This window comes from uncultured Tenacibaculum sp. (genome assembly GCF_947495995.1).
In the GTDB taxonomy this organism is placed as follows: domain Bacteria; phylum Bacteroidota; class Bacteroidia; order Flavobacteriales; family Flavobacteriaceae; genus Polaribacter.
On record NZ_CANMAX010000001.1, the window covers coordinates 197768 to 215121 of the forward strand.

Genomic DNA, 17354 nt, shown 5'->3' on the forward strand with positions numbered 1-17354 from the left:
TTTTTTAAGCATCAAAAGATAATTCTTGAGCAATATCTTCTTCAATTGCTTTTTCTAATCTCTCTAAAGTTTCTTTACGTACTTTTAGTTTCGTATCTCTGTGTGCCTTTTTATTTAATTTCCCGAACATCTGTGCAACTTTAGTTGCAGTTGGCAATAAATGTTCTTGTGGTACAATTTTATCTAAAAATCCAGCCGATACAGCATCTTCCGGATTATACATTTCTGCATTAGCTACACTTCTTTGGAAATACACTGGAGTTAATTTCCCTCTAGCAATTTCAACACCAGCATTATGCATAGTCATTCCAATCATTACTTCATTTAACCCGATTTTAAAATCCCCAGCAACTCCTAATCTATAATCAGCAGATAATAATAAGAATGCTCCTTTTGCAACTGCATGACCTCCACAAGCTACAATAACAGGATAAGGAAAAGATAATAAACGAAGTGAAAGTTTAGATCCCTTAGTTACCAATTCTTTTGCAGCATCAGGAGACTTAGTCATTACTTTTAAATCAAAACCACCAGATAAAATACCATCTTGTCCCGCAATAATAACTACTCTTTCTTCTTGTTCTGCTTTATCTAAATAAGTATTTAACTCATCGATAACTTCATGAGAAATCGCATTTACTTTTCCATTTGCAATCTTTAAAATTGCATAATTCTCCTCTGTACTATAGTGTACTACATTACTCATATGATATATTTTATTAAATAAATTCCTAAAAAGACAGCTAAAAAGCCTAACACAAAACTAGTTATTGTATACAGTGCAAAAGACATAAAATCTCCTGATTTTAAAAACACGTGATTTTCATAAGCAAAAGTTGAAAATGTTGTGAATCCTCCGCAAAAACCAGTCGCCAATAACAATGAGTGATTTTGAGTTAACACTTCATTTTTTGCAGCTAAACCTAAAATAAAACCTATTAATAAGCTTCCTAAAATATTGGCTAAAAAAGTACCTAAAGGAATACCTGTTTCAGAATTATTTAAAGCTTTACCTAACAAAAAACGCAAAACGCTTCCAAAACCTCCACCAATAAATACTAAAAATAACTGTTTCATGAATTACGAAAATAAGAAAACCTCACAGTTTTGTGAGGTTCTTCTTCTATTAATTTTATGTTGTTTACTCTACCAAATAATAAATATCTGTTTGTATATCATGTTCTTTTACTTTGGAAGGATCGTTAACATACAATTCGTATAATGGATATTTAGGTGTTAACTTGTTTTCTTTAATATATGCTCCTATTTTACTGTGCGCTTCTACATCTCCAATTCCGTAAGCTCCACATTTAGTTAAAGTAATATATTTTCCTCCTGAAACAGTTAACTTATCCATACCTTCAGCAGCAGGAACATCTTTATTTAATAATAAACCAATATGAAAATCTGCTTCTCCTGTTTTTTCATCCCATTTATGGTACAAACCTCCAGGAACATAGTCACCTTCTTTTAAACCTAAACCAGCAGCATACATTCCTGCTTTTGGTAACGCTTCCATAAACGCTTTCTCCATAGCATCTTCATCGATCTTAAGTTTGTAATGATAACCAATAAATGACTTATCTTCATGTTCTATAGTTCTAATTTCCCCTAATCGGAAAGCATCAGGAATTAAAGCAACTACTTCATCTAAATTATTCAATCCGTTATCTAACATCGGACCTAACATATTATCCCAACCTCCACTAATGGCAGAAATCATCTTGAAAAAGAAAGGAGCTTTATCATCTTTCATAGTCCAAGTTACTTTTGTTCCTCCTTTTACCTCTTCGAAATCCCAAAGAATCTCTCCAGGATCGTTATCTCCAAATTTGATTTCTTGTGTAATTGACTTATTCGTTTCTAAAGCAATAGTTTTCATACTACCTGGACCATCTTTACTTGTCCAGCTATCACTAGCTCCAATTCCGACGGTTTTATCACCATAAGTAACAACTATAGTAGAATCTTCATCGTGCCACGGTCCCCACTTTTCCCAAGTTTTAAGATCGTTAACTGTATTGAAAATTTTATTAACAGGTTGATTGATAACTTTAGAACGATTTACATCGTAATCTGAAGGTTGTAAAGTAACATACAATAAACCTATTAGTACTAAGACTAGTACTAATAGTAAGATGTATTTTAAGACTTTCATAGTATTAAAGTTTTGATTAACAGTATTTAAATATATAAAATATACTGATAATTAGAACTTTATTTCATCTACGTCTCTCCACTTCTTTTTATTCGTGATTACACCTTTCTCTACAATAATTACTCCTGGATTTGCTCTAACTGCAGTTTTTATAGCTTTTTCGTCACAGCTTCCGAAAGTATATGGTAAGTTATATTCTTTAATAAAAGCATCTAGCTTTTCTGTATTATCTTCATAAATAACATCTGCCATCATAATATCAGATGTTAATACGTAAATTTCGTATCCGTTTTGCTTTGCTTTAGCTGCAACTTCAGAAATAGACTTTAATCCATCTTTATTAACTTTCTCTAAAGTTGTTAATAAAATAAGCATTGCTTTATCTTTCCCTAGCATTTCTTCTAACACATCGCCATCAACTGTACTGATTTCAAAATCATGTATTTTAGGATCTTCTCCATTCGGACCAAAAGCCATTCCTTCAGCAATATTAGTTCCAATAGCGTAGGCTCTAAAATCTATTATTGGTAAATGTTGTAACACATAGTATGCAATAAATGAAGAAATTACTACTGCTCCTATTGTAGCGTAAGAAGCTATTTTATTCGAGATTAATGGTTTTATAAATCGTACTCCTAAAATTAGAATTACGATAAATACCATGAACACGATATTTTTATAAAATGTTTCTTTTGGTGTTAATTTAATTGCATCACCAAAACAACCACAATCTGTAACTTTGTTATACGCGTATGAATACCATGTTAAAAATAGGAATATTAGGTTTATTCCAAACAAACTCCACACTGTAAACTTAGGTTTATAACCAACCAAAAGCATTACACCCAATACTAATTCTGTGATAATTAATAATATTGAGAACGCTAAAGCGACAGGTATTAAAAACTCAAGGTTTAATACATCTGCACTAAAGTATTCTTCGAATTTGTATTTTGAACCTACAGGGTCAACCAATTTTACAAATCCAGAATAAATAAATAATAATCCAACAAGAACTCTTGAAATGTGTGTAAGTATTTTTAACATAGTTATAGGGATTTTATGATGTTTCTTCGTTGAAGTGAATCATTGCAAAAACAGCATAATTAATCATATCCTGATAATTTGCATCAATTCCTTCAGAAACTAATGTTTTACCTTTATTATCTTCTATTTGTTTTACTCGTAATAACTTTTGTAAAATTAAATCTGTTAAAGAAGAAACTCTCATATCTCGCCATGCTTCACCATAATCGTGGTTTTTCTTCTCCATTAATTCCTTCGTTATTTTAACATACTTATCGTATAACACAGTGGCTTCTTCTGTAGATAAATCAGGCTGTTCTACAACACCTAAATCTAACTGAACTAAAGCCATAACAGAATAATTTATTATCCCAATAAACTCAGATCTTTCACCTTCATCTACTTTTCTAACTTCATTCTCTTGCAACTGACGAATGCGTTGCGCTTTAATAAAAATTTGATCTGTTAACGATGGTAAGCGTAAAATTCTCCATGCGCTACCATAATCTTTCATCTTATTTACAAATAAGTTTCGGCATTCATTTACAACCGAATCGTACTGCTCTGAGGTATTATGCATTTTATATATTCAGAAAAAACTATGTAAAAATAGCAAATCAATTAGGTTTTGAGTTATTTTTACATAGAAATTTGTACCAATAACCCACAAAAAGGTATCAATGACAATTAATTGCAAAGGCACACTAGTTGATTTATCTTCCCCAAAAGTAATGGGAATACTTAATATTACACCAGATTCTTTTTATGATGGCGGTAAGTATAAAAATGATGTAACTATTCTAAATCAAATTGATAAAATGATAGCTGAAGGTGCTACATTTATTGATGTTGGAGCATATTCTTCTAGACCTGGTGCTAAAGATGTTTCTGAAGATGAAGAACTTCGTCGTATCGTACCTATTATTGAATTACTGATTAGAAATTATCCTGATTTAATTATTTCTGTTGATACTTTTAGGAGTAAAGTCGCTCAAGAAACTATTGAAGCTGGTGCGAGTTTGATAAATGATATTTCTGGTGGAAACATGGATAAAAACATGTACAATACTGTGGCACAGTTACAGGTTCCTTATATCTTAATGCACATGCAAGGAACGCCACAAAACATGCAAAAAAATCCTACTTACAATAATATTATAACTGATTTGATTTCTTTTTTTGCTGAGAAAATATTTGAACTTCGTCAGCTCAAACTCAATGATATTATTATTGACGTTGGTTTGGGTTTCGGAAAAACTATAGATCATAATTATCTGTTATTAAAAGATCTTTCATTATTTAAAAATCTAGATGTTCCTATTTTAACTGGGGTTTCTAGAAAATCTATGTTGTATAAACTTTTAGAAACAACTCCTCAAGAAGCATTAAACGCTACAACTGTTGCTAATACAATTGCTTTATTAAACGGAACTCATATTTTAAGAGTACATGATGTTAAAGAAGCTTCTGAGGCTATTAAAATAACTGCACAAGTTTTATAACATCTATTTCGGCTTAGTTTATCAATCTCAAAAGCGGCATCGTTTTTGTTGCTGATTCTTCATACCAAAAATTGCCTAGTAGCCAAACTTTTAAACTATTTATTAATTTTTAAAAACTACTAATTATGAAGAGAAGAACTATTCCTGAAATTAATGCCGGATCTATGGCAGACATTGCTTTTTTACTACTCATTTTCTTTCTGGTGACCACAACTATGGATACAGATAAAGGTATCTTTAGAAAAATGGCTGAGAAAAATGAAAATCCACCTCAGATTGATATGTATGAAAGAAATCTTTTTGACATTAATATCAACTTAAACAATGAAGTATTGATTGGAAATGATATTGTTGATGTAAAAAATATCACCAAACTTGCTGTTGATTTTATTGATAATGGAGGAGGAAAAGATCTTAGTGGAAAAGCTTGTGATTGGTGTAAAGGTGAAAAAAGAGCAGACTTATCTGATCATCCTTCAAAAGCATTTATTTCTATAACTGCAGATAGAAATTCTACTTATGAAACCTACATTAATGTTTTAGATAACGTGAATCGTGCTTATGCTTCGTTACGAAATAAGCTTGCTTTAAATTTATACAACAAAAGTCATACAGCTTTAGAAGAAGAATATAGCCGCACAAAAAATCAAGAAGTTCTTGAAAAAATTAAATTTATACGTAGTAAATATCCTTTGCTTATAGGAGATATTGAAACTACAATGGCGAGTAAATAACATCGTATACAATTAAAAAACAAACCCAGTTACAAAAAATGTAACTGGGTTTTCTATTATTCTCTTTACTAGATAGCTTAAAATGCGCAAACACCTGAGATGAAAAATGGTTCTCCATTAAGATCTATAGTAATTCCACATCCGCTACTACAAGGAGGACAATCACGATTTGAATCACACTGAAGTAATTGTGGCTGACATCCAAATCCTCCTTGGATATTTTTTTGCTCTTTTTTAGAAATCACTGTTCCTAGATTCAAAATTTGATTTTTCATAATAGTAAGGTTTTAGATTAAATAATTTATTTTTTTCAATCGATTGATTGATTTCGTTGATGAAAATACAAAATTATCCCCCAGAGTATGAATTAATAAAATTTTAAAATTTTGTTAATACTCATAAAACTATACGAATCACCACAACTAAATAATTAGTACATTTACGCAAATGCAAATTACCAAATGCTAGATTTTTTAGATTTTTCTTTTTTAGATGTATTAGATATTATTCTAGTTGCTGTACTATTATTTTACACATATAAACTACTTAAAGGAACTGTTGCTATTAATATTGTAATTGGTATTGCTCTTATTTTCTTAATATGGAAAGCCACACAAGCACTACATATGGAAATGTTAAGTGGTATTCTTGGTTACTTATTATCTGGTGGTGTTATTGCTTTAATTATCGTTTTTCAACAAGAAATTAGGAAGTTCTTATTAATGATTGGTACAAATAATTTTACCAATAAACGTGGATTCCTTAATCAGTTAAAATTTTTACAATCTGAAATTAATACAGACACAGACATTGATACTTTGCTTTCCTCTTGTAACAGTTTGTCGAAAACAAAAACAGGAGCTTTAATTGTTATTGAAAGAACGAATAAGTTAGATTTTCTAGTGAATACTGGTGACCAAATGAATGCTCTAATTAACGACGCAATTATTCAAAGTATTTTTTATAAAAACAGTCCATTACACGATGGTGCTACAATTGTACGTGATAATTATATTATTGCTACAAGAGTAATTTTACCTGTATCTGAAAGCACCAGAATTCCTTCAAGATTCGGACTTAGACATAGAGCTGCTATTGGAGTTACCGAAAAAACAGATGCTGTGTGTATTATTGTTTCTGAAGAAACAGGAGAAATCTCTTATGTAAAAGATGGCAATTTTGTTTTTTACAAGACTAAAGAAGAGTTATCAGAAATTATTCAGAAAGATTTATCTAATTAAAACTAAAAATATCTCTCCACAGGAAGTTTTGTGTTGGAATAGTAACAAAACTCTTTTCTTTACTATCATAAATTTTTGCTTCAATCGTTATTTCTTGATCAAAAGCTTTATTTAATTCTGAAGCTAATTGTAATGTTTTATCCTTTAAAAATGCTTGTATTATTTGTGATGCTATTGCTTGCTTATCTGTTACTTTATATAGATAATCTTTTGAAATCGTATCATAAAAATTACGCAAACCAGTTAAGCTATGATATGCTTGTTGATAAATAGCATCTGAAATTATGGTATTCTTATCAGAAAGGACAAAGCTTATTTTTGTGATGTTTTCTTTTTCTATAAATTGAAATATATAATCTAATGTATCTGTATTAAATACTACGGAATTCCGTAAAGAGGTATAATAATAATTCACATCTAATAAGGAATGATTATCAATTACAGATTCAAGGAAATCCGTAGGACATACAAAATACATACTCTTGTTCATTAAGCTACTACTTCAATAGTATATGGAAAAGAAGAATGATGTAAATCGATCTTTAAATCTCCGTCTACAAGCTTGTATCCAAAAGTATATTCAACTTTTGCCTCATTTCCTTCTAAATCTGTAAAGAAATAGTTTCCCATAGCAATAGCTCTTTTCTCTTCAAGAATTATCCCAGCGTTTTCAAATCTTACCTTAGTCCAAGGTTGTAAGGCAAATCCTTTATCTTCTTCACATTTACGATCTTCACCTGCAATAAAATACGATACTGCTTCTTCTTTAGTTGGTCTAAATTGTTCAATAGCACACTTTGTTGGTTTGAATACTACTGTTCCATTTTGATACGCATAACGCTCATCAATAAAACCATTTGTGAACGATTCACATTCAGCTCTATCTGTCTGTAAACTTCCTATTTTAACTACTCCGTCTCCCCATTTTTCTTGTACCTCAAGTACTTGTTCTTTTGTAACCATTAAATTATAAGTTTTAAATTATTTTTTGATCAAAACCACTAACGTGGCTCTATTGCAATATAAATATTTTATCGCAACTTTGTTGCGTTTAAAATTTATTATAACATAGTCTTAAGATTTAAAACAAAAAAACCGACATCAATTACTTGATATCGGTTTTAAAATTATCCCATATGAATCTATTTTATAGCGATCTTTTTGGTTACTAAATTTCCTTTTTCACTGTCTTTTATTTGTAAAACATATATACCTTTTGGTAAATCATTTATTTCTAACTGAATACTATTTTCAATAAACTGTTTTGAAATTACTCGTTGACCAGCTACATTGAACAATGCTACGCTTTTCTGTGTAACTTGATTTTGAGTTGAAGGAATAGAAATTGAAATAAAATTTGAAGCTGGATTTGGTCCAATTGCAAATATTTCAGTTTCTAAACTTTGTTCATTTTGAATTCTAGATGCAACAGTACTTCCACAGTTAGGCGCTGTATTAGTTGTACTGAAATACAGGGTAAATCCTTCTGTTTTTGAGACCATCACAAAGTTGTCAGCATCTAAGGTTACCCAATATTCACCATCTAAACCTGTAAAACCAGAACCTGTTATTGTTATTTCTGGTTGTGCTTGATTGAAATTATGCGTAATACTTGGTATTAAGTTATTCCACCAAGACGGAGCACCATTTGTTGTATTGATTGAAAACTGCCATAAACCGTTCGCATTAGCATCCCAATTTATAGTGAATTTTGCAATGTTACTTAAGTCAGGGCCATTTCCTAAAACAAATACATAATCATAAGCTTTATTTACAGATGTTAAACTTGTGGCTATTGGCGTACCAAAACTACAACCTGAAGGATTCGGATTTGAATCATCGATTACATTAATTGCAATACTTTTAGAATCCTGTAAAACACCATCACTTACCGTTAATACTACATCATAAGTATTAGGTTGTAAGAATTCATATGAAATTATTTCTCCTGTCGCAGTATTTCCGTCACCAAAATCCCAAGTATATGTTAATATATCTCCATCTGGATCTGTTGAACTAGAAGCATCAAACTGAACTAATAAAGGCGCATTTCCCGAAACTACATCAGCAGTAAAATTAGCTATTGGAGCATTATTTATCGGTTGATCTGTTACTGTAATTACCGAAGATTTTGTACGTTGTTTTTCTCCATCACTAACTGTAAGTTCAACCGTATAGTTATTGGGTTGTGTAAATTCATGTGAAACTATTTCTCCCACGGCTGTATTTCCATCGCCAAAATCCCAAGTATAGGTTAATACATCTCCGTCTGGATCGTAAGAACCTGATGCATCAAACTGAACACTTAACGGACTTTGTCCTGAACTTACATTAGAGGTAAAATCTGCAATCGGAGCTCTATTTTCAGCAACCGAGCCATCGGGTTCTAACCCCCAAACTAACTGTCCTTTGTAATATAACGTTACTAAAACATGTGGACTTAAATTATTCTTAGCAGCATCATAAGAAAAATCATTCAGCTGATTGTGTGATTGAAATCCTGAATGATGTAATCTTGTTACGATTTGTCCTGATTTTGAGTTCGCATTGATATTTCCTGAAGTATTTGTAAATCCTAATTCTAAGTAATTTTCTGCACCTAATGCCTCATATTTTCCTGTTACTCCTTTTGGTTGAGAATAATCTATATTAAACACCATAGGAACATTATGATCTGGTGTAAACCAGTAACGAATTGTAAAATCTTTCAACGTTAAATTCTCATTAGAACCATTTACAATTTGAAACACAGGTTTTAATTCTGATGAATTTGCTCCCGAACTATTTTCTCTATACTCGACACTAAAATCAGTATCTGGTAAATTTGCTAGTCTTTCATCTACTGTAAATGTCACTTCTTTAAATTCTCCAGTAAGTGTACCATTGGCTTCTACTAATTCTAACTTAATAGTGTGAGTGCCTTCTGTTAAATTTGATACAGGAATAGGAGTAACTGAATACACATCTTGCTGTTCAATTCCATCTAAAGAATACTTCACATGCCTTCCATTAGGTGTAAAATCCCATAAAATTGTAGAAAATTCAATAGAAAAATTAGGTCCGACTAAACTTCCATTTGTTGGCGATTCAATTAATACTGTTGGATCTTTTGGAATTGGATCTTTGGTTACCATAACAGTTATTGTTTCTCCAAGTTCCGTTAACGAATTGTCACTTCTTTCCATTTGAAGTGTTAATTCATGTGGCCCTTCAGATAAATTTGTTAGATCTTCATGCACACCTTCCGAAGTTATTAAACCTCTATCTTGTCCGTCTATTCTATATCTTAACTGAAATTGTTGTGAAGGCAAATCCCAACCTTCAGTTTCAAATTCAATACTAATTGGAGCATTTACTAATTGTTCGTTAGTTGGTGAAGTAAAATACACATCAGGTAACGGTCCGATTGGCGTATCTGCATCACCACCATGAAGTGTCCATAAAATAGCTGCATCAAACATTTTTAAACCTTGTGGTGTTAATAAATGCATGAATTGATCTCGCAACGGAAACGCAGTTCTTCTCGATGGAATTGTTGCACTTGCTTCATAACCAAATAAAATAGGTTGTGTACCTGCTTTAGCAATTATAATAGCTTCTGTTGATGGACTTCCAAAAGGTAAACTTTGTGTAATATCATATAAAGCAGTTGTTATTCCTGCATTTGCTGCCATTGGATGATTTGGAGCTGAAATTGTTACTTGATCGAAACCTTCGTTTGTAATTCCGAAACCTGTATTTAAAGATCCTGAAGTCATTCTTAAACGATTATACATAAAAGGATTCCAAGTTAATAACGGCACTCTGGCTCCTTCTAAATCATTTCCTAGTTCTCTTGGATCTACAGTAGAAGAAATTAAAACTAAATCATACGGATTTGCAGATTGCGGGCTCGTAGCTTCTTCATCTGAAAACAAAGTAATAGAAAAGCCAAATTGTTGTGCTAATCTTGATTTTATACGCTGATCTTCGTTGGAAAGATTTGTCTTATCTCCAACAACAAACATTACGTTGATTGTATTCTTAAATGTAACTTTTGATTCTGGAGTTATAGAAGCCGTTTTTCCGTTGTTATAAAATACTTTAGCGGCTACTGTATATGTTTTCCATAAAATAGGTTGCCAAGAACTTTCAAAAGGCGCTGTAGTAACTTCTTCAACCAAATCGTTATCTACATAATATTCAACTTTAGTTACGCCTTCAATATTAGTATTTACAGCTAATTTTACTTTTTCTGATGTATTTAATTTCGATCCATCTGCAGGTGATGCCATTTCTAGAACTTGAATTTCATCAGTATTGATCTCGTCTCCATCAATTTGATTAATATATGCTACTAATTGATCAATCTGATTTTGACTTAAAGTAGAAACTGCTCCGTGTGCATCTCCAATATTCTTTGTTGTTAAAACTTCTTTAATTGTTTTTGCTGAACCATCATGTAAATATGGAGCCGTTGCCCAAACATCTTTTAATGTAGGAACATCTAAACCTAACAATGTTTTTTGAAGACGTTGACCACTTTGAGTTCCTAAAGTGCCCACATCGTGTAATTTTCCTGAAGGGCTATCTGTAAATGCCGCTCCACTATGACAAGAAGCACATTTTAAGTCTGAGAAAATAGCTTTTCCTGCAATTCCATCTGCAGTTAACGATCCATTTGCATTTTTATACGGACTTGGTTCAAAAGTATCTAACGATTCTATATACGCTGTTAAAGCATCTAAATCTGCCGATTTTCCTGTTTTTGCATCACCAAGTGTTAAGGCTGTTGTTCCATCGTTAAAATCATCTGTAGTCATAAAACCTTGACCTTTAAAATGCGCACGAATATCATTCTCAAAATCTTGAATCTCATCAAAATTTGCACTCCAATGTACTCTTCCGTGAGCAGTTCCGGCACGACCAACGAGTGAAATTGTATTTCTTAATCCTTCTCCACGATCTGTAAAATCCCAAGTTCTTCCATCTTGAGTTCCATCAACATGACAACTCGCACAACTGATGTAACCATCGGTTCCCATTTTTAAATTAGAAGCATCGTAAAAAATTTGTTTCCCTTTTAATACTTCCGCACTCAATAATTCTGTTCTTACAGTATTTACAGTTGCCAAATTTTCGAGCACTGGATCTCCGTTCCTCACCATAGCATCAGCATTTAAAACAGTAACCGAACGATCCATAAAGTTTTTTACAAAAAGTCTATTAGTACTTTTATCAAAAGCTAAACCTTGTGGAGATTTTCCCACATCAGTTTTTAAAATTTCGATACCTGTTTTCGGATCAATTACAATAATTCTATTGTTTCCTTGCATGGTAACGAACAAATAATTTCCTGTTGGAGAATACAAAGCTGATGAAGGCTGACCATGATTATCAAAATCTAATCTATTTCCTAAATCTTCTTTTCCTATTGTTAAATTGATCGGAGAAATAGCTGTTCGAACAGCATTATCGAAAGTTAACGTTTTTCCATCTCTCGCAAATCCTCTTAAAATATTATCCTTTTTTGCTACAGACCAAGCTGATTTATTATTGGGATGAATACTAACTCCTGAAATGTAATTTGGTAACCCGCGAGCTGCATTTCCGTTATCTACAGTGAAATCATCTAATGCTAAGTCAATCGTTTTTTTAGTTAACGTATTTAGATTTACTTCCCAAATTTGACCTTCTTCATCTGGTGAAATAAAACGTGTGACTAACATTTTGTTTCCATCTCCAGTAATTGCTAAAGCTCTTGGTGTATTTCCTATTGAAATTGTATTTACAATTACTTTTGTTGACGGATTAATTTCGATAATCTTTCCTGAACCAAAAGTAGAAACAAAAGCACGTGTTTGATCTGGAGTAAATACCAATCCGTAAGGTCGATCACCTCGATTTAATTGAATTTGATCCTGAACGATTCCTTGAGTATTTAAAACATAAACCTCATCTGAATCTCTACAAGTAACCCAAGCATTTTGTCGTGCATCTAACGCTACACTAATAGGATCTTTTCCTACAGAAACTTCTTTTATTACAGCAAAATTATCGGCATCGATTAATGTAACTGAATTATTATCTGGATTTACAGACCATACAATTCTATTTGTTTCATCAACTGTAATTGGTCCAGATTGTGTTGGAGAAGTGTTTGGTAAGTTTTCTGAAACAACTATAGCTTTTGAAGCGACAACAAAACCTCCGTTATTATCAGAAATTTGAACTTGTACATTATAATTTCCTGCTTCAGCGAAAGTATGATTTACGGTTTTTGTCGTCCATTCTGTTTTTGGAGTTCCATCGCCAAAATCCCAACGATAACTTAATGTATTTCCATCAGCATCTGTCGCATTTGTCGTAAATTCGATCTGAGTATTCTCTATTACTGGAGAAGGTTTGTTAGCTGTAATTCCTGTTACTTCTGGAGATTGATTTGAAGAATCACCACCTGTGGTAAAAAAGAAACTATACTCTTCCATTCCATTACCAACTGCATCTTTAATTCCGTCTTCAACAAACTTTACTTCGTAAGTTGTATTCGGCAATAATGGATTTTTAGGCGCGTAATTAATTACTTGATATGAAGTTGTAGTGACATCTCCTTCAATTGGATTTCCTCCAAGTGGACTTACTTGAATTGTTTGATCATTTAAGGTTAAATCATTCAAGGTTTCATTTATTACAAAACCAATTGTAGTTGTTACTGGCTGATTAATTGCTCCTGAAACTGGAAAATGATGTCCAACAGAAGGTCCTTTTGTATCTAACCCATCTTGATGTGCAAAAATTGAAGTTTTATCATCTCCACTGGCCACTAAAATATGTCCGATTGGCATCCATTGATTATCGATAAATTGAAGCGTTTCATCACTTGAAGGAGGAAAAAATTCATGATCGATTTCCATAGTTTCAAAATTGAATTTCACACCTCTGTCAAACCTTCCAGAGAAACCAAATTCATCTTGAAAAATCATATATCTACCTAATGTAATTTGATCGGAGTGCAAACTAAATCCTCTTGTTACATTTGTTGGGTCACTAATATCAAAACCAACTAAAGCATCTGGACCTTGATTTCCACTCATAAAAATCAGGTAATTTCTCCACAATTGAATTCCTGTACTATATTGTTCGTGAGGGATATCTCCTCCAAAAGATCCTAAAAATTTAATACTACTTGGGTCTCCAAAATCAAATACACTAATTGCTCCTGTTTGCGGTGCATAAAACACATAGTTTCCTACTCTTACGACAACATCTGGAACTGAAACACTTACTGGAATATTATCGACTTGTTGACCAGAACGCATGTCGAAAACTCGATTTCCGACAATGGTGTGCGGAAACGTTTCTAAGTTATCATAATTCGCTTGTCCATCTTGTACGGTATATAAAATATCTGAAGATGTTACTGGTTTCCTGTCCAGCATATTAGATAAATCGAGATATTTATACCCTGTTCCTTCAACTTCTGGCACAGAATATTCTCGATAAAATAAATCTCCTTCTAATTTCCACCAACGATGACCATTATTTGCAGCATCACTAAACTGAACTCGCTTTGGAGCAGTTGGATTTGACACATCCCAAACACCTGTTCCTGCTTGTCCGTTAATCATTAAGTAATTACGGTGATATGTATTAATTCTGTCTCCTTCTGGAAAGTTTGAAAGAAAGGTTCCTTTAGGCCAAGTTTGCTTTGTCATTTCCGGACCTTTGGTTCCGTCATAAATTGGTAAAATTGATTTTACGGCAACACCTAAAGAGATAAAAACAATGGCAAAATACCAGATAGGTCGTTTTATTTTCTCCTGGATATTCGAATATATCCAACGTTTAAATTTTTGTTTAAGTTTCATGATTTTTATTGATTGATTTGTTATTTAATTTCTAATCAAATGAATTTTGTCCCCACTTAAACCTTTATATGTAAGGCCAACCGAGACGATGCTCGGTTCACCTTCACATAAATTCAATCCCTAATAATTGAAAATTTCGTATGCTATTTTTTAATAATTTTCTTTACTGTTATACTACCTGTATCATTATTTCTTATTTCCATTAAATACACTCCTTTAACTAAATCTGAAGTTTGAATCTTGATACTCTGTTGCTTATTAAACTTCTTCTTTTTAATGATTTGTCCGTTTAAATTAAACAAGAACATTTCTCTATTCGATTTCACATTTTGAGGTATTGGAATTGCTATTGAAATAATATCTTCTACAGGATTAGGCCAAACAATAAACTCTTCTGTTTTGATAGTATCATTCTGTTGAAATCTACTAGCTGTAGTAATTTCACAACTTGGCTTCACATTAGTAGTACTGAAATAAATTGTAAACTGACCTGTTTTAGATACTAACACAAAATTTCCGCTATCTAAAGTCACCCAATATTCACCATCTAAACCTGTAAAACCAGATCCTGTAATTGTTATTTCTGGCTGAGGCTGATTAAAGTTTTGCATGACTTTTGGTAAAAAATTCACCCACCAAGACGGACTTCCGTTATTTGTGCTCATTGAAAGTTGCCATAATCCATTATTTGCAAGCCCCCAATTAATTCCGAAATTGGTTACGTTACTTAAATCAGGACCGTTTCCTAAAACAAAAATGTAGTCGTATGTCTTACTAATCGACGGTAATGCAGTATTCATTGGTGTATTGAATGTGCAATTTACAGGTGTATTATCATCTCTAACACTAATGATTTTTGTTTGTGAACTCTGTAAAGTTCCATCACTCACTGTTAGAGTTACATTATAATCTCTAGCTTGTAAAAACGTATGCGACGCTGTTACACCAGTTGCTAATGTTCCGTCATCAAAATTCCAAGTATATATTATTGCATCTCCATCAGGATCAGAAGAACTAGACGCATCAAAATTCACAGTCAATGGAGCCAAACCAGATACTATAGAAGATGTGAATGATGCTATTGGTGGATTATTTGTTGAACCACCTTCTTTTGTAAACGTTATTGTAGAAAAATTAAAAGAACCTTTATCTATAAACATTCTCATAACTTGTTCTCCTGCAACTAACATTACGTTTGAGATTTTTTGAGAACTATAATTCGTCCACCCACCAGTTGTAGAAACGTTTTGTAACCCTGTAACATCTTTACCATCAAATTCGATATGGTAAGCTCCATTAGAAACTGCTGAAGCCACTAAAACATCTATTGTATATATTCCAGATTCAAGAACATTAACTGTGTATTCAACCCACTCGCCATCTGCAGTATATCCAATATTTTCTCCATCTCCTCCAAACTCGGTATCTACATCTTCTTCTTGTCTTATTCCGTCACCATCATTACCAGAAGTTGTATCGTGATATGCAACTGTTTCTCCACCTAAATCAAAAGATGTTGCTTTTATTTTTCCTGGAATAGCTTGAGGTTTTCCATCTACATACGGAAGTTGCGGAGGAAGTGGAACATCCTCATAAATCACCTTTATCGTATGATTTGCAGAAACATTTGAAAAAGTATACGTTGTAACAGCTCCTACTGAAGTTCCATCAACTAATACATCTCCTATTTTAAATCCAATATTAGACGTAATATCAAATATTTGATTGTCTCCTTCAGAAACAATTACATTTCCCGAAGGAGAAATTGTTCCGCCTGCAACATTAGTTGATGCATTAATCGTATAGGTAGTTCCGCAAGAAGCAACACTCGGATCTAATATTGATGGTGGAATTATCGATGTGTTTTGAATTGAATTAACATCTGTTACACACATTTCTTCAGCAAACTGAGTTGCCCAATTACCGTATTTTCCATCTGTTGTAATATCTAATTCACTATTTGGAGAACCGCAATCGTTGTTATCAACCGCTCCCCAAGACCAGCTTAGCCACCCGATACTTTCTTCTTGTAACCTCTTCATCATTTCCACATATGGGAAACTTTGTCCGCATGCCACTGGAGAAGCTACTTTTTGTGGACCTTCACCTATGATGTATGGTAACTTTTTTGATTTTGCTTCAGTAATCATCGCATTCAAACGATCAACTTTAGCTTGATCATCACCATTAGTCCAATAAGTATGAACAGCAAAAATGATATTCTTTAGTGGATCAAATTCTAACAACTCGTTTCCTCCTTCAAGAAAATAACTTTCTCTATTTCCATAACCTCCACAATCTATCATTAAAGGAGTGTCAATACCTGCGTCACGCAATTGCGTAATTGCATCTTTATAGTAATTTACCCACTGTGCTGTTGATTCTGAACCATTACCAACTTCGTTTCCAATATTTACAATTAACCACTTTTTATACTTCTGAATTGTAGCTAATACTGCTGGTTTTTTCCAATAATCTAATAACTGTTGTAGTTTGCTAAAATCTCCAGTTGCATCATGCAATTCTGCAACTGGGATCATTTTATTTTTAATACTATTATTAATAAGTGCATCAAACTCGTTTTCTGCACCTTCTGTAGTCCAAACTAATCGAACAGCATTCGATTTTGTTTTAGCTATTTCTGGTAAAATACGTTCGCCTGTTCTGTCTTGAGACCATATAAACATTTCGTTTACACCTCTCATAACAATTTCCTCATTACAAGAAGTAAATATTTTTCCGTCTTGTACACGAATGGTATTCTGAGAAAAAATTTTTGTAACCGAAGTAAAACAACATATGATTACAAGAAGTGTAATATAGTTTTTTACAGTTTTCATAACTTA

13 protein-coding genes are annotated in these 17354 nt (G+C 32.5%); 3 read left to right on the top strand and 10 right to left on the bottom strand.

Features of this window, described 5'->3' with window-relative positions; translation table 11 throughout:
- Positions 1–4: 4 nt before the first annotated feature.
- The 5 genes from Q1A15_RS00860 to Q1A15_RS00880 form a co-directional block, all read right to left on the bottom strand.
- The gene (locus Q1A15_RS00860; RefSeq protein WP_299617411.1) at positions 5–706 is read right to left on the bottom strand and encodes a crotonase/enoyl-CoA hydratase family protein; all 702 of its coding nucleotides are present in this window, start codon (positions 704–706) and stop codon (positions 5–7) included.
- The gene (gene crcB / locus Q1A15_RS00865; protein ID WP_299617413.1) at positions 703–1077 is read right to left on the bottom strand and encodes a fluoride efflux transporter CrcB; all 375 of its coding nucleotides are present in this window, start codon (positions 1075–1077) and stop codon (positions 703–705) included. The genes Q1A15_RS00860 and crcB overlap by 4 nt, the downstream gene beginning before the upstream one ends.
- 64 nt (positions 1078–1141) lie before the next feature.
- Positions 1142–2158, bottom strand: coding sequence for a GyrI-like domain-containing protein (locus Q1A15_RS00870; protein WP_299617415.1), 1017 nt, complete (start codon positions 2156–2158; stop codon positions 1142–1144).
- A gap of 51 nt (positions 2159–2209) precedes the next feature.
- Entirely contained in the window at positions 2210–3205 is a 996-nt protein-coding gene (locus tag Q1A15_RS00875) for a DoxX family protein (RefSeq protein ID WP_299617417.1), read from the bottom strand.
- A gap of 13 nt (positions 3206–3218) precedes the next feature.
- The gene (locus tag Q1A15_RS00880; RefSeq protein ID WP_299617419.1) at positions 3219–3764 is read right to left on the bottom strand and encodes a DUF1599 domain-containing protein; all 546 of its coding nucleotides are present in this window, start codon (positions 3762–3764) and stop codon (positions 3219–3221) included.
- A 100-nt stretch (positions 3765–3864) separates the two neighbouring features.
- Here Q1A15_RS00880 and folP point away from each other — a divergent pair, with 100 nt between their 5' ends.
- On the top strand, positions 3865–4686 hold the full coding sequence (gene folP / locus Q1A15_RS00885; RefSeq protein WP_299617421.1) for a dihydropteroate synthase: 822 nt from the start codon (positions 3865–3867) through the stop codon (positions 4684–4686).
- Positions 4687–4811: 125 nt separating this feature from the next.
- Positions 4812–5420 (top strand): biopolymer transporter ExbD, encoded by a 609-nt coding sequence (locus Q1A15_RS00890; RefSeq protein ID WP_299617423.1) that lies wholly within the window; start codon positions 4812–4814, stop codon positions 5418–5420.
- A 77-nt stretch (positions 5421–5497) separates the two neighbouring features.
- Here Q1A15_RS00890 and Q1A15_RS00895 read toward each other — a convergent pair whose 3' ends face one another.
- Positions 5498–5680: a hypothetical protein gene (locus tag Q1A15_RS00895; protein ID WP_299617425.1), complete on the bottom strand. Its 183-nt coding sequence runs from the start codon at positions 5678–5680 to the stop codon at positions 5498–5500.
- A 201-nt stretch (positions 5681–5881) separates the two neighbouring features.
- Here Q1A15_RS00895 and cdaA point away from each other — a divergent pair, with 201 nt between their 5' ends.
- Complete coding sequence (gene cdaA / locus Q1A15_RS00900; RefSeq protein ID WP_299617427.1) at positions 5882–6661, top strand: diadenylate cyclase CdaA; 780 nt, start codon at positions 5882–5884, stop codon at positions 6659–6661.
- Here cdaA and Q1A15_RS00905 read toward each other — a convergent pair.
- From Q1A15_RS00905 to Q1A15_RS00920, 4 genes are all read right to left on the bottom strand, one after another.
- The gene (locus tag Q1A15_RS00905) at positions 6654–7139 is read right to left on the bottom strand and encodes a hypothetical protein (protein WP_299617429.1); all 486 of its coding nucleotides are present in this window, start codon (positions 7137–7139) and stop codon (positions 6654–6656) included. The genes cdaA and Q1A15_RS00905 overlap by 8 nt on opposite strands.
- 11 nt (positions 7140–7150) lie before the next feature.
- A complete protein-coding gene (locus tag Q1A15_RS00910) occupies positions 7151–7624 on the bottom strand; it encodes a hypothetical protein (protein WP_299617431.1) in 474 nt (157 codons plus the stop codon).
- A gap of 179 nt (positions 7625–7803) precedes the next feature.
- Positions 7804–14508 (bottom strand): PKD domain-containing protein, encoded by a 6705-nt coding sequence (locus Q1A15_RS00915; protein WP_299617433.1) that lies wholly within the window; start codon positions 14506–14508, stop codon positions 7804–7806.
- Positions 14509–14651: 143 nt separating this feature from the next.
- A complete protein-coding gene (locus Q1A15_RS00920) occupies positions 14652–17348 on the bottom strand; it encodes a cellulase family glycosylhydrolase (protein WP_299617435.1) in 2697 nt (898 codons plus the stop codon).
- Positions 17349–17354 lie beyond the last annotated feature (6 nt).

Coding starts and splice junctions, on each gene's coding strand:
- Q1A15_RS00860 (WP_299617411.1), bottom strand. CDS start 706: ATGAGTAATGTAGTACACTATAGTACAGAGGAGAATTATGCAATTTTA.
- crcB (WP_299617413.1), bottom strand. CDS start 1,077: ATGAAACAGTTATTTTTAGTATTTATTGGTGGAGGTTTTGGAAGCGTT.
- Q1A15_RS00870 (WP_299617415.1), bottom strand. CDS start 2,158: ATGAAAGTCTTAAAATACATCTTACTATTAGTACTAGTCTTAGTACTA.
- Q1A15_RS00875 (WP_299617417.1), bottom strand. CDS start 3,205: ATGTTAAAAATACTTACACACATTTCAAGAGTTCTTGTTGGATTATTA.
- Q1A15_RS00880 (WP_299617419.1), bottom strand. CDS start 3,764: ATGCATAATACCTCAGAGCAGTACGATTCGGTTGTAAATGAATGCCGA.
- folP (WP_299617421.1), top strand. CDS start 3,865: ATGACAATTAATTGCAAAGGCACACTAGTTGATTTATCTTCCCCAAAA.
- Q1A15_RS00890 (WP_299617423.1), top strand. CDS start 4,812: ATGAAGAGAAGAACTATTCCTGAAATTAATGCCGGATCTATGGCAGAC.
- cdaA (WP_299617427.1), top strand. CDS start 5,882: ATGCTAGATTTTTTAGATTTTTCTTTTTTAGATGTATTAGATATTATT.
- Q1A15_RS00905 (WP_299617429.1), bottom strand. CDS start 7,139: ATGTATTTTGTATGTCCTACGGATTTCCTTGAATCTGTAATTGATAAT.
- Q1A15_RS00910 (WP_299617431.1), bottom strand. CDS start 7,624: ATGGTTACAAAAGAACAAGTACTTGAGGTACAAGAAAAATGGGGAGAC.
- Q1A15_RS00915 (WP_299617433.1), bottom strand. CDS start 14,508: ATGAAACTTAAACAAAAATTTAAACGTTGGATATATTCGAATATCCAG.
- Q1A15_RS00920 (WP_299617435.1), bottom strand. CDS start 17,348: ATGAAAACTGTAAAAAACTATATTACACTTCTTGTAATCATATGTTGT.